Source organism: Collimonas silvisoli (genome assembly GCF_018305005.1).
Taxonomy (GTDB): domain Bacteria; phylum Pseudomonadota; class Gammaproteobacteria; order Burkholderiales; family Burkholderiaceae_D; genus Collimonas; species Collimonas silvisoli.
This window is the reverse complement of the sequence record NZ_JAGQEG010000124.1, coordinates 1-13,633: the sequence shown is the minus strand read 5'-3', so window position 1 is coordinate 13,633 and position 13,633 is coordinate 1. Positions and strand designations below refer to the sequence as shown.

The window sequence follows — 13,633 nt, the reverse complement described above, 5'->3', positions numbered from 1 at the left end:
CAAACTGGCCCGCGCGCTGACCGCGATGCATGAGAACCCGCAGCGGCCTTGGTCGCTGCAAGGGCTGGCCGAGCATGCCGCCATGTCGCGCAGTGCGTTCGCCAGTCGGTTCAAAAAAGTGGTGGGCGTTGCCCCGGCGGACTATCTGACCGATTGGCGCATGACACTGGCCAAAAAGCAGTTGCGCCATGGACGTGCGGTGAAACTGATCGCCCCAGAGCTAGGTTATGCCAACGCATCAGCCTTGTCCCGTGTCTTTACACAACGCACGGGGATGTCCCCTCGCCAGTGGCTGGCGCAGAGCCAAGCTTTTGAAGCGTAAAGGAAAGCCCGTCTGCCCGTTAGGTAAGCCGCGTGAATAATGTACCGATAAGCGTTAGTACCGCAGCACCTGCCGACGACCGATGGTTTCTACTGGCACAGCGAACACGTTTGATCCGTGCCGATGCTGCGGCCAAAGCTACCCACTGCATTTAGGGTGACATCCCCCATGTTAAGCGGCATCTCACCATGTTAATTTGGTGTCTCGCGATTCATAGCAAATCCGATTGCAAAATCCTCATGCAGAGAAGCCATGCATGAGCACTCACTATGGATTCGTCAGATATGCCCAACACGACGCCGAAGGCATTGGAATTCGGGGGGCGTCAAAATGATTTCTGAGAGGTGCGATTTCGGATGCGTCGCTACCTATTCATTCTTTAGCAGCCGACAACCATGGAGAAAATCATGCCTACTGAACAAGAAGTGAACGAAGCAGAAGTAAATGCTGGCGAAGAAGAAGCAAACGCTCCCGACGTAGACGAAAGCACTCCAGAAGTAGACGAAATTGCTCCGGAAATGGACGAAATTGCTCCCGAAGCAGATGCCAAGGAAGCAGAGCTGGGGGCGCCAGAGGGGGTAGAGGCAGCTGAAAGTGAAGTTGGAATTGAAGGTGATGGTGAAGACGATTAACGCTTCGTTCCAGCGGACCGCCTCTGGCGGCCGCTGACGAGCCTGTCAGAAAATTTATATGATTGATGCGAAGAATGCTACAGCTCTGGAAAATGACATGCCGATTAATGCAACTCCCGACTTGGGCCAACCACATTCCGACGCGGCGCCAGTTTGATCTGTGACAACAGGAAGTCGATAGCGGCGCCATTGAATGCGGCATACAGCGATGCCTGTTTTGCACCCCATGCGTCCCAGCGTCGCCATAGCCGCCGCTGTTGGCGCCGCATCCGCTTCTCCCACGCAGCGTCCAGCGCTTGCTCCTGCTTGATCCAGGCGCTCGACTCAGCAGTCTGCTGTGCGGATGGACGAGGCCCCAGCGTTTGTTCCACGCCGAGGCGAAAGGCGTCATACAGATCATCCAATTGACGCTGCTCACTGTCAGTCCAGTATTCAGCCTTGGACTGCTCTCCCGCAAGATACGCCGCGCCGCCGCACAATTTTCCCATTTGCTCGGTATCGATCCCGCTCAAGGGAGTGGCGATAGAGACAAGCAAATTCTCCAGATACTGGCTATCAACTTCGCCGGCATCGGTACCGGCGCCAGCCTCATGCTTCAAGGCCTGCCACTCGCTCGCTTCGACAGTCAGGCCGGCGAGTTCCTTGTCATGCAATTCTTTGATCCTTGCCGACAATGCCTGCAGCGGCCCCATCGGGCAATATCGCGCAATACCCCATTGCGGATCATGCAGCAGCCAATACCCGTAGTTATCCGGAACAGTTCCCAGATCCGCTCCCACCGGGATCGCCTCGATCAGCGCAATTGCCTGCTCGCGCGCGCTGGCTTTTCCCTCCGACTGACGCAGCCAGCACAGCACGTCAATCACCACGGCAAGCGTCTCGGGCACGCCGAGTTCCTCGCTAAAACGATGTTTACCCCCTGCGGCGCAAGCGGAAGGCTGATTGTCAGGGCCCAGCTGCGCTTCACGCAAGCGGCTCAGGCAACGCGCCTTCTGCTCCGGGTCAGCTGCGAAGCTCGTCCATACATTCATTATTGTTTGTCTTTCGAATTGAACTGAAGTCACGCCAGCGTCTGCTCTACAAAAACTATAGCAGCCGGCCCACGCAAAGATAAGCAGGAAGATTCCGGAAATCCAGTTCTTCAGGAATGGTTAAAGGCAAGAGTCTGCCAATCAGCCGCCGAAAAAAAACGCCAGAGAAGCGAACCTCCTTGGCGTTTTTTTGCTCCGGTCAGATAGCTACCGCACTTAGAAGGTGTAGCGAGCACCCAAGGTGAAGAAGCGGCCGACTGCACCGGATTGATGCAGGGACGGGTTGTAATTGATACGGCCGTAGGTTTGCACATCCAGCGGCGCCAGGCGGTCAAACAAGTTGGCGATCGCAGCAGTCACTTGCCATTGCTTGCTCACATCCCAGCGGCCGAACAGGTCGACTGTGGTGAACGAGGCTACGCGGCAGTTCATCAAAGCGTTGCCGGTGACCGGATCCAGATTCAGGCAAGCGCCGCCGGTTTCGTTCTTGTTTTCAATCGCACTGACATAGTTAACCGAAGTGGTGAGATTGAACGGGCCGCGATCCCAGGCCAGCGATGCCGAGGCCCGAGTGCGCGGCGTGCCGCCATTGCCCGACAGGTTTGTATCGCCATGCGTGCCGACGAAATTCTGTGTCACGCCATTGGTGGTGCGCTTGAATTCGAACATTTGCGAAAGCGTCAAACCGGCGGTCAGGCGGCCGTAGGAATTCAGATCGAAGCGGCTGCGCAAATCGATATCGACGCCGCTGGTGCGGGTTTGCCCGGCGTTGATATAAGGTGCTTTGACCAGCTGGATCGGACCGGCCAGTCCGGGGAAATCCGAAGTCGGCTCACCCCGTACTATAGTTGCATCCGGGAAGCCGGATGGATTGGCAATGACCGCGCCCGGATCAGAACCGACGATCTCATTCTTGCGAACAATACGCCAGTAGTCCACCGAAATGCTGGTGTTCTTGATCGGTTCCAGAATGAAGCCCAGGCTGTAGCTCTGCGATTTTTCCGGCTTCAGGTTTTTGTTACCGACAGTCACGGCGCCGACGCTCTTGCCATCCGTGCAATCTGCGGAAAGGCCGGTGGCAGGACAGCGAACCGGATCACGCGTAAAGGTAGTGAAACCCGAAACCGCGCTGGCGCCGCTTTCCGCCGGCCCAGGAGCGCGGAAACCTTCTGCATACGTACCACGGAAAGCCAGCTGCTGAATCGGCGTGAACTTGAAACCGACCTTCGGCGTGGTGGAGTTACCGTAATCAGAATACTGGTCGGTGCGCAAGGCGAGCTGGAATTCCAGTTGCTTAATCACTGGCAATGCCAATTCCGTGTACAAGGAACTGATATTGCGCGAAGCTTTAGCCGCCGCATAACCCAGGCCGACGATGTCGCTGACGTCGGTGAATGGCGTCGCCTGGCTGTCAGTCGATTCGTGACGGAATTCGCCGCCTACCGCGATGCCGATAGGGCCGCCCGGTAACTGACCGAATTCACGGGTGCCTTTAAAGTCCCACAAAGCGAGCTTGGTGGTCGCCGAATTTTTCAATTCCGGCGACACGAGACCCAGCGTCTGCGCACTGTTCAGCGCGCCAGCCTCGCCGATGCGGAAGGAACCGTCGTTCATCGCCGTCCGCAATGCACTAGTGCGGTAATAACCGTTCTGGGTACGATCGGTTTTGCTCTGCGCGTACAAGATGCCGCTGTCGTAATCCCAACCGAAGGACGTGCCCTTCACGCCAACCAGCAGGCGCGTGACGGTGGTGTCCAGATCGGAAGTACGCGGACGATTCGGATCGACCCAGCGTGGGCGGGCGCGGTTGTTGGGAAACGGATTGTCCGGGTGACCGATAGGCAGCAGCAACTGGTCTGGACCGGTACTCGTGTTAACTACACGGTTGTTGAGCAGGTCAAAGCCGGTGCTGGTCAGAGCGGACGGCGTAGTGATGGTCTTGGCTTGAGAATTGAACAAGCCGAGTTCCGTGTAGGCTTGCATATCATTGTTGATCTTCAGGGTGCCGCGGCCATACAGATTGATATTCTGGGTTTCAGGCTGGACAGACTGGTAAGCGATCGGGTCCCACAGGCAACCGCCGCCGGAATTGATTGAAGTCCCACGGTCTATATTGGCGCATCCTGGCAGATTCTGTATGCCGCGGCCAGCAATCGTACCACCGCTGGCATTGACCGGACGCACCGTGCCCACAAAGCTACTCCCCCCAGTGTTGCTGCTGGTAGTAGCGCCCGCCCGTTGATCGCGACCGCCCCATGGACGGGCATCCGCCTGTCCGAGATATTCCGGACGATCTTTTGACCAGATCGCATTGCTCTGCTTGGCGTCGATGCTGAAGAAATAATTGTACTTGTCGGTTTCCAGATCGCCGAAACCAAAGGTTCCCGATGCGGTCCGCAAGGTGCCGTCGCCATGGCCGGATGTGCCTAGCGTTCCAGAGATAGTCTTGCCCTGATAGGTTTCACGCAAAATGATGTTGACCACGCCGGCGATAGCATCCGAACCGTAGATCGCAGAAGCGCCGTCCTTCAGCACCTCGATGCGGTCCACCGCGCCCAGCGGGATCGTGTTCAGATCGACAAAGCTGCGCTGGCCGTCATCGCCCAGACCGTAAGGCGCGGTGCGGCGGCCGTTGATCAGTACCAGGGTCGAGTTGACGGAAAGTCCACGCAGCGAAACGCCCGAGGCGCTGCCGGCAAAGCCGTTGGTGAATGAGCCGCTGATGGAACCGTTGTTGTCGGCAGCCAGGCTGCGCACTACATCGGCGACTGAAGTCTTGCCCGATTGCTGGATGTCCTTGCGCGTCAGAATCTGGGTCGACGCCGGTCCTTCCTGTTGGGTACGTTTAATGTTGGAACCGGTGATTTCAATCCGTCCCATCGGTTTGTCGTCGTTTGTCTCCTGCGCCTGCACAGACTGGGCCATCAATCCTATCCCTACCGCTACGCCGCCGGTAAAAAACGCCTGGCGCAACGACTGTGACAACTTCCGTTCCCTGATCATAAGCAACACTCCCTATCGATAATTTAGAGTTGAGAATTTAATTATTTGTGTAATCAAACCAGACCGATTAAATCGCCTTGTGGACGACGTAATTTGCGTTTTGACATCTCTGCCGGGATTTCATACAGACAGACAAACCGAAGAATCCACCAGAAGGCTTTTTCATCATCTGGACTCCCAGGAGTTGCCGTCTTTTGCATCGCTTGTACGTATTGCAGACGACGGCAACACAGTATCTTCAACGCAATTTATTGCCATGCACCAAGATGCTGCGTTGTTAATCTATACTAAAGATAATATCTTTTGTTACAAATTTTTCCATTCAATTACAAATAGATATATTACGTTACAAATTTACGACAACATTTTGTCAAAAAAACCACCTCACTACCGTAAAAAGACAAATCAAATAAGCAAATGCATCTCGGGAAGTGGACGAAATAATTGCGTGATGCTGCGATTTATAAGCACTTGTTGTGCTTTGCAGCATTTCAGATGGTCGCGGTGCACGATGCAGAAAAAAGGTGACCGCAGACCACTTGCTCGGAAGTTACGTAATTCCGGTCTTGGCAGCCCTCATTTTCACCGCACAATTGTTCACACAAATGCCAGGACAGACGGCCAAACCCGCTGGGAGCGCCTGATGTTTTTCGGTTAATATCACCTACTTTGATTTAAGGACGTCCCACAAACCCAGCCAGGCCGCGCTTGCTCCAGGCAACGGGCCAGGCTCGTCCCAGCCGCAGCATGATTTGCGCAAACCTTTAGATTTCCGGGCGTCGATTTTTCGTTGAATTCGAGTATGCATATAGCAGTTTTCAGTTGGTTTGGATGGTCTTTACTCTGGCTTGCCCCTGCGGTTTTACGTGTGCTCAAAGCACGCCGCTCCGGGATAAATCCACTGCGTGGTCCAGGCTCCATCCGCCTGTGGTTAGGGACGTTCCTGTTACTTTGCAGCAGCAGTGCGTTAGAGGCAGTGCTGCGTACGCGGGAATCGACACCGCCCGCCGGCGATCTGCTGGGCTACGCTCTGGCTCACGGTTTCATGAACCTGCTGGGCGCTGTCGGCGGCGTGCTGCTGCTGATCGCAATCGCCGTGCTGGCGCTATCGTGGTTATTTGGCAGTGAATGGTTGAAATCGAAAGCCACCATCAGCCCCTTGCTGCAACGTATCTTCCCAGCAAAAACGCCGCGTGCCGAGGCGCAACGCGAGCCGCGCGAGCCGCGTATTGCACCTGTCGCGACAACGGCCCATTCCGCGCCCCGGCAGACACGCTCACGCGAAAGCATTGCAATTCCTCCGCGCAGCAGAAAATCCTGGCAATTGCCTTCAAGCTCCGATCTAGCCGAAATCTTCGGCAAACAACCAAAGCCTCCGTCCAGGCGGGTGGAAATCAAAACCACCGCCAGAAGCATGGCCGAATGGGCCACGGTTGAACAGATCATCCCGACGCCGGCGATGCGCGCACGCGCAAATATGGCGCAGCAGGCGCGCACCGCAAGCATGGCGCGCAAAGACGCGATGCATATGCGTCAGACTGAACGCAACCGGACGGCGCCGCAGACCACGACAATCAGCACGCGCCCCGCTTCTGCGGCAGCGATATCTGCGACCGGCGCGGCTCAAACAAGCGCGCCAGGCAAACCGGTCGCCGCACATACAAATGTGGCAGAAGCACGGCACGACATGCCTGCGAACGCACTGATCGGTGCGTCGAGCACATTGACGGCGCCACCTGTGGCGGCAACGCCGGTGCTTACGGCGGTCGCTCCAATTACCCCAATTGAGATCATCCGTCAGGAAGCGGCCAGACCTGATCCCGCGCCGGCAAATTTGCAGCTGCGCCCTGCACCAGCCTTATCAGCTGATATTGCTTCCACCTATCTTGTTGCAGATAAAGCAGATGCCGCCATTGTGCAAGCTGCGCCAGCCCCGCTTGCATCAAGCGAAGCACCGGCAATGCCAGCAAACAGCAACGAAGCCGATTTCTCATTTCATCCGCTGCACGAACTGCGGATTGATTTGCCCGGGCTCGACTTGCTGGATCCCGCTGTCAACGAACTGATCGAGATTCCAGTTGAACGCCTGGCCGAAACCGGCTTGCTGATCGAACAGCGTCTGAAAGAATTCAAAGTGCCGGTAACAGTGCTGGGCGCCGACGCCGGACCGGTGATTACCCGCTTCGAGGTGGAACCTGCGCTAGGCGTGCGCGGCAGCCAGATTGTCGGCTTGATGAAAGATTTGTCGCGCGCACTCGGCCTGACTTCGATCCGGGTAGTCGAAACCATCCCAGGCAAAACCTGCATGGGGCTAGAGTTGCCCAATCCGAAACGGCAAATGATCCGCTTGTCGGAAATACTGGAATCGCCGGCCTATCAGGATTCCGCGTCGCACCTGACGCTGGCTTTGGGGAAAGACATTACCGGCACCCCTGTCGTAGCCGATCTGGCCCGCGCCCCGCATATGCTGGTGGCCGGCACCACCGGCTCCGGTAAATCGGTGGCGATCAATGCCATGATTCTGTCGCTCTTGTATAAAGCCACGCCGCAAGAAGTGCGCCTGATCATGATCGATCCGAAGATGCTGGAACTGTCGGTATATGAAGGTATTCCGCATCTGCTGGCACCGGTGGTCACCGACATGAAACTGGCCTCGAATGCGCTGACCTGGTGCGTGGCCGAGATGGACAAGCGTTATCGCCTGATGTCTGCACTCGGGGTGCGTAATCTGGCTGGCTTCAACCAGAAAATCCGCGATGGCGAAATGCGTGGCAAGAAAGTCAGCAATCCATTCTCGCTCACTCCCGATGCGCCTGAACCGCTGTCGACGCTGCCGCTGATCGTCGTCATCATCGATGAGCTGGCGGATCTGATGATGGTGACAGGCAAGAAGATCGAAGAGCTGATCGCACGCTTGGCGCAAAAAGCCCGGGCTGCCGGCATTCATCTGATTCTGGCTACGCAACGCCCTTCGGTAGATGTCATCACCGGCTTGATCAAAGCCAATATCCCGACCCGGGTCGCGTTCCAGGTGTCGTCCAAAATCGATTCCAGAACCATCCTCGACCAGATGGGCGCCGAAGCCTTGTTGGGCCACGGCGACATGCTGTTCCTGCCGCCAGGATCAGGCTATCCGCAACGGGTACACGGCGCCTTTGTTTCGGATGCGGAAGTGCATCGGGTAGTCGAGCATCTGAAACAATTCGGCGAACCTGAATACGAAGAAGCGATTCTGGCCGGCGTGCCTGCTGAAGGCGCCAGCACCGATCTGCTCGGCGATAGCCAGGATGTCGAAGCCGATCCGCTCTATGACGAAGCCGTGGCTTTCGTCGTGCGCACCCGGCGCGCCTCGATTTCATCGGTACAACGGCAATTCCGCGTCGGCTACAACCGCGCAGCCAGGCTGGTGGAGCAGATGGAAACTGCCGGGATTGTGTCTTCGGTGGCGACCAATGGCAGCCGCGAAGTGCTGACACCGGTGCAAGCGGAATGACGGTGCTTGCCATCAAAAATCGAGCACGCCACGCATGACGAACTGACGCGCGTCACCCAGCGTCACGTAGACATTGCTGCCGGCCGAAGAGGCGTAAGTCTTATCGAAAAGATTCTTGATGTTGAATTGCAAACGGAGCGGGTAACTGCCCAGCTTGGTGTCATAGGATGCAAAAGTGTCCACCACATCATATGCATCAAGCGTGAAGGTATTGGCGCTGTCGCCTGCACGCCGGCCCACGTGCCGTACACCGGCTCCGGCGCGCCAACGATTGCCTGCCTGCGTCCGGTCAAAGTCATAAGTCAGGAATAAAGACCCACTTTGCCGGGCGACGTTGGCGAGCCGATTATCCTGATATCGCGTATCTTTCATGACTTGCGCATCGGTATAGGCATAACTGGCGATGAGCTTGAGCTGTTTGGTCAGATTGCCCGCCACATCGGCTTCCAGCCCGCGCGAGCGCACCTTGCCGGCGGCTCTGACCGGGGTGATGCCGTTGACGGTCGGATCCTGCACCTGGACGTTTTGCTTATCGATGTTGTACAGCGCTACTGTGGCGGTGACGCCCTTTGGCATATCGAACTTGGCACCGACTTCCCACGATTTTCCCTGTTCCGGCGGCAAGGCATCGATGGTCGAACCGATCGACGTATTCGGCTTGAACGACTGGCTGTAACTGCTATACAGCGCGATAGTCGGATCGATTTGATACACCACGCCAACCCGCGGGATCAGCTTTGTCCCGGACACATCGGTATTGACGCTAAACGGCCGCCCCTTCCCGGCCATTTCGCTGTAAGTTTGATAGCGCATTCCGGCCTGCACGATCCAGTGTTCGTTCAAACGCACCGTATCCTGTGTGAACACCGAATACGAAACCAGCTTGTCGGTCTGATCGCTATCCGCCGCGCTGACGCTGGTTGAATACGGCAGCAGCCCATACACCGGGTTATAGATATTGAAGCTGCGATCGTTGATGCCGCGAATCAGATCGCGACGGAAAATATTACTGTCTTCCGCATCAAAGCCGAATTGAAGCTCGTGTCTGGTACTGCCCAGCGCCAGATTGCCGATAGCATCGAACTGCCAGACATGCTGTTGACTGACCGCGCCGCGCGTACCGTCGGGACGCCTGGTCAGCACGCCGGTGACCGCGTTCAGCGATATCGGGCGCGCTTGGTAATCGCTATAGCGATTGCGGTTGTAGCTATAAGTGAAATTGGTTTTCCATTGCTGGTCGACACGGTGCTGCGCTTGCACCACGAAAAAATCCGAATTGCCGATTGTGCGGTTGTAAATTTCATCGAAACGACGATCCCCAGGGACCGCCACCGGCTTTCCGGTACGGCTGTCGATCACGGTGCCACGATCGAACGGCTGCTCGTAATCGGTATGTTCATACGAGACGCGCACCGTGGTATCTCGTCCGTACCAGGCAATCGAAGGCGCGACGACGTTCTGCTTGTTAATGCCGAAATTACGCCAGTAATCGGTTTTGCTATAGTCCGCAATCAATCGAAAAGCCAGTCCCGATTCGCCGATTGGCCCAGTCAAATCGACCGATGCCCCAGCGCCGAGATTCGTCCCGGTCAGCGCGACCTGGCGCTGCCAGGTCAGCTGCGGCTTTTTAGTCACCATATTGATCACTCCGCCCGGATCCATCGTGCCATACATGATTGAGGCTGGGCCTTTCAAGACTTCCACGCGTTCGGTGGTGTAGGTCAGATTGCGCGCCAGTACGGTACGCACGCCGTCGCGCAAGATAGACCCATCCCGATTGAAGCCGAAGCCGCGCTTGATCAATGCATCCTGCGTGCCGCCCAGGGTATTTGCCTGGGTGACGCCGCTGACGTTGTATAAAGCCTCATCGATATTGCGGACCTGCTGATCTTGCAATACCTCCGCGGGCACCACCGCAACCGCTTGCGGTATCTCGATCAAGGCAGCGTCGCTGCGGGTAGCGGTCGATGCACGCTTGGGCTGATAACCGCGCTCCTGCGCGCGCTCCTTGACAATGATCTCCGGCAGATGCGCTTCTGCCTTCTTGCGGTTCGCATTTTCCTCTTCTGTCGAGGTCTGGGCACAGGCCGGTGCAAACGCCATGGACAACATCGCTGCGCCGCTCATTACCTTGAATCTTTTCATCTTGACTACCCTTTTGATCATCACTAATTTATCAAATATATATTGTAATGATAATCATTATTATTTAAATTGTCATTGATTAATCGGATTCTCTTATTCGGCACCAGCGATATCCGGGCGCTTTTCTCTCTTGCATTCACCCACCGACCTATCCTGATCTTTGGGTTATTTGGAAATCTCTCTTATGGCTAAGCCTATGCAATTACTTCCATTACGCTCTCAATTACGCTCTCGTCTACTTTTTGGCAAAGCAATCTGGCTGTTGCTGGCGGCCACCTGCTGGAGCGGCGGCGCCTATGCCGATACCAGCCCAATCGATCCGGCATTGCCCGCTTATCAGCCGCGTCCGGTCGCTCCATCTCGCGACGCGCGCTATGTTCTCCCGGACGGCGCGATAAGGATTGTGGGCGCCGATCATGCGCGCTTTATCCTTGAGCGCTTCAACGCCCTGTTCAGCCAGACGCACAGCGGCGTCCAGTTCAATCTGGACGGCTTGAAAGGCACCACCACCGGCATGCCCGCGCTGACCCACGACACGACACCGTTCGCGCCGATGGGACGCGGCGTCAATCGTGTCGAACGGGTGCCGTATAAAAAAATCGTCGGCCGTGAGCCGCTGGAAATACGCATAGCGCATACCGCCACCGACAGCTCCAAACATCTGGCAACTGCGCTGGCAATTTACGTCAATAAAGCGAATCCGCTTGCGCAATTGACCACTGATCAAGTGAAAAGAATATTCACCGCAGGCAGCCCCGGCGGCAACCTCACGCGCTGGGGGCAACTGGGGTTAAGCGGCGAATGGGCAAACCGCCTGATTCGTCCCTACGGCACGCCCGAATACACTGGCTTTGGCTCGTACATGGGGCAGAAGCATTTCGACAATCAAGCCTACAACGTCAACTACGAGCAGTACGGCAACACCGGCGCGATTCTAAAACGCCTGAGCGCCGACCCCGCCGGCATCGCTTTTGCCGCGATCGGTAAGGAGTCCGCCGATGTGCAGCAAATCGCCATCGCAGATCGCGAAGGCGGAGTCTATTCGAAAGGCAGCCTGGAAGACATCCGCAACCGCCGCTACCCTTACGATCGCTTTCTGTATTTTTACGTGCGACGCGAACCGAACAAGCCGATCGATCCGTTCATCAAGGAATATTTCAGACTGGTTTTCTCCCGTGAAGGACAGCAAATCATCGCATCGCAAACTGATGGCTATGTGCCTTTGAACGCACAAGAAGCCGCTGCCGAACTCGCCAAACTCGATTAATTCATTCAAATCACCATGCATCCATTGTTCTCTACCTCTTTCACCCGCATGGCGCATCGCCTGAGCGCCCTATTGCTTGGACTATCGTTTGCCAGTCAAGCCTGCGCGCAAGCCACCGATCCGCAGCCATACCAGCCGCAAGCAGTGGCATTTCCAAAGGGCGCCAGTTACATCGCACCGGATGGCAGCATTTACATTGTCGGCAACGACGGCATGAAAGATATCTTGACGCGCTTCAATACGCTGTTCGCTAAAACCCATCCCGGTTTCAAATTTACGATGCGGCTCGAAGGATCGTCCACCGCACTCGGCGGGCTCAGCGCCGGCGTGTCGGCGTTCGCACCGATGTCGCGCGACGGCTGGAAAACTGAATTGCTCGGATTCAAAGAAGTATTCGGCTATCAGCCCACGGACATCCACGTCGCCTATTCTGGCTATGGACCGCGCGAAGGGAAAAAAACACCGCCCGCCGTTTACGTGAATACGCAAAATCCGCTAACCGGCCTCAGCACTGAACAGGTCGCGCAGATCTTCACTGCGGGCCATTCACAAGGAGATATTACGCATTGGAAGCAGCTCGGACTGGACGGCGAATGGTCGAAGCGCCTGATTCATATATACGGCATACGCGACGACGGAGGATTCGCCACTGCCCTCGCCGCCCGCCATCTGCAAGGCCTGCCGTTCACTTATCGTTACGAAGCGTTAAATACCTACGAAGAAGTATTAAAAGCGGTAGCTGCCGATCGCTACGGCATAGGCATAACCGGCTGGGTCGATGCCGCTGCGATCAGCAAAAATGTGCGCTTATTGCCACTCGCCAAGCGCAACGGCGGGCCGTATTACACCCCATCCTATGCGAATGTGCTGGCCGGACGCTATCCCTATTCAGTGCATGTGCGTTTCTATGTGAATCGCACACCGGGACAAGCGCTCGATCCCTTTGTCAAAGAATATCTGCGTATGGCGCTTTCGAAAGAAGGCCAGGCCATTATCGCAACGCAGAAAAACACATCAGAGGGTTATGTGCCGTTAGATCCGTCGGAAATTGCGCATGAACTGTCCAAACTTGAGTAAGAACCTGTTCAAGACTGGCTTGCTCGGCAACTGCGTCTTGCGCGCAAGCGCCGTGGCTGCCTGCCAGCCCTCCCGATTACCCGTCGATGACAACCGTTACAACCCTCACAACCGCTGCTCGGATCAATCAAGCGCAAACCGCAACCCCAGCGCCAGCACATTGTTACGCAAGCCGCCGCTGCCCAGCTGCGCATCGTAGTTGAGATACCAACCCCAGCGCCTATCCACCGCCGTACTCAAACCCAGCCCGGCCCAGCCCGAACTGCGCGCCAAGCCTATCCCCTGCACCGTAAATCCTGCCGCCGGCGCGCCCACATAAGCCGCACCGAAATCCAGCCTGCCGTCGCTGAACGCATGCTGCCAGGCCGCATACGCCTGCACCACGCTCAGCCCGCCGGCCCATTGGAAACTGCTGTCGCCGCGCAAGCCCAGCAAAGCCGCCGTCTGTTTATACGCCTGGCTGTCCGCCGTCAGCCCGAACACGCCGCCGCTCTCCGTAAAGCCGCCGCGCTTGAGGCGGTCATACGCCAGACCGGCGTAAGGCGTCAGCCGAGTGTCATCGGACAGCGGCAACACATACCCGCCCTCGGCATAGGCCGACCACAGGCTATCGCTATGGCTGGCGCCCAGGTTCTGCTCCGTAGCGCCGATCAGCGCCGTACG

9 protein-coding genes are annotated in these 13,633 nt (G+C 56.6%); 5 read left to right on the top strand and 4 right to left on the bottom strand.

The genetic code is table 11. The features are described 5' to 3' along the window. Positions 1-322, top strand: a 322-nt coding sequence (locus tag KHU33_RS23460; protein WP_211467476.1) for a helix-turn-helix transcriptional regulator, incomplete at its 5' end; no start/stop codon positions are given. A 407-nt stretch (positions 323-729) separates the two neighbouring features. Beyond that, a complete protein-coding gene (locus KHU33_RS23455) occupies positions 730-954 on the top strand; it encodes a hypothetical protein (RefSeq protein ID WP_211467474.1) in 225 nt (74 codons plus the stop codon). Between the two features lie 104 nt (positions 955-1,058). Here KHU33_RS23455 and KHU33_RS23450 read toward each other — a convergent pair whose 3' ends face one another. Next, positions 1,059-1,985, bottom strand: a complete 927-nt coding sequence (locus tag KHU33_RS23450) for a hypothetical protein (RefSeq protein WP_211467472.1) — start codon at positions 1,983-1,985, stop codon at positions 1,059-1,061. A gap of 216 nt (positions 1,986-2,201) precedes the next feature. Beyond that, positions 2,202-4,970 carry a TonB-dependent receptor gene (locus KHU33_RS23445; RefSeq protein WP_230414514.1) on the bottom strand — a complete coding sequence of 923 codons (2,769 nt, stop codon included), beginning with the start codon at positions 4,968-4,970 and terminating at the stop codon, positions 2,202-2,204. An 820-nt stretch (positions 4,971-5,790) separates the two neighbouring features. Here KHU33_RS23445 and KHU33_RS23440 point away from each other — a divergent pair. Next, positions 5,791-8,481, top strand: a complete 2,691-nt coding sequence (locus tag KHU33_RS23440; protein ID WP_211467468.1) for an FtsK/SpoIIIE family DNA translocase — start codon at positions 5,791-5,793, stop codon at positions 8,479-8,481. A gap of 12 nt (positions 8,482-8,493) precedes the next feature. Here KHU33_RS23440 and KHU33_RS23435 read toward each other — a convergent pair whose 3' ends face one another. Further along, positions 8,494-10,626, bottom strand: coding sequence for a TonB-dependent siderophore receptor (locus KHU33_RS23435; protein WP_230414513.1), 2,133 nt, complete (start codon positions 10,624-10,626; stop codon positions 8,494-8,496). A gap of 196 nt (positions 10,627-10,822) precedes the next feature. On the opposite strand from KHU33_RS23435, the gene KHU33_RS23430 reads away from it, so the two are divergent. Both KHU33_RS23430 and KHU33_RS23425 read left to right on the top strand, forming a co-directional pair. Then, positions 10,823-11,893 carry a PstS family phosphate ABC transporter substrate-binding protein gene (locus KHU33_RS23430; RefSeq protein ID WP_211467463.1) on the top strand — a complete coding sequence of 357 codons (1,071 nt, stop codon included), beginning with the start codon at positions 10,823-10,825 and terminating at the stop codon, positions 11,891-11,893. 15 nt (positions 11,894-11,908) lie between these two features. Beyond that, on the top strand, positions 11,909-12,970 hold the full coding sequence (locus KHU33_RS23425; RefSeq protein WP_211467461.1) for a PstS family phosphate ABC transporter substrate-binding protein: 1,062 nt from the start codon (positions 11,909-11,911) through the stop codon (positions 12,968-12,970). Between the two features lie 123 nt (positions 12,971-13,093). On the opposite strand, the gene KHU33_RS23420 is transcribed toward KHU33_RS23425, so the two are convergent. Beyond that, positions 13,094-13,633: autotransporter outer membrane beta-barrel domain-containing protein (locus KHU33_RS23420; protein WP_211467459.1), on the bottom strand; the 540-nt coding region annotated here is incomplete at its 5' end.